Below are 273 nucleotides of genomic sequence, written 5' to 3' on the forward strand. Positions count from 1 at the left end.
GGAAAAGACATCAACCGAGATTCCGAAAGTAGTGGCGAGCGAAATCGGAACAGCCTAGTGCTCTTTAGCAGTCGACTTATCAAAACAGCTTGGAAACGCTGGCCATAGTGGGTGATAGCCCCGTATGAGAAAAGTCTTCTGTGGAACTGAGTGCACGATAAGTAGGGCGGGACACGTGAAATCCTGTCTGAAGATGGGGGGACCATCCTCCAAGGCTAAATACTCGTAATCGACCGATAGTGAACAAGTACCGTGAGGGAAAGGCGAAAAGAA

The 273-nt window shown here is 49.1% G+C and carries 1 rRNA gene; it reads left to right on the forward strand.

The features are described 5' to 3' along the window. A 23S ribosomal RNA gene (locus ABG80_RS09615) occupies positions 1 to 273 on the forward strand; the annotation flags it as partial.

Source organism: Aquabacterium parvum (assembly GCF_001447195.1).
GTDB classification, from domain to species: Bacteria; Pseudomonadota; Gammaproteobacteria; order Burkholderiales; family Burkholderiaceae_C; genus Aquabacterium; species Aquabacterium parvum.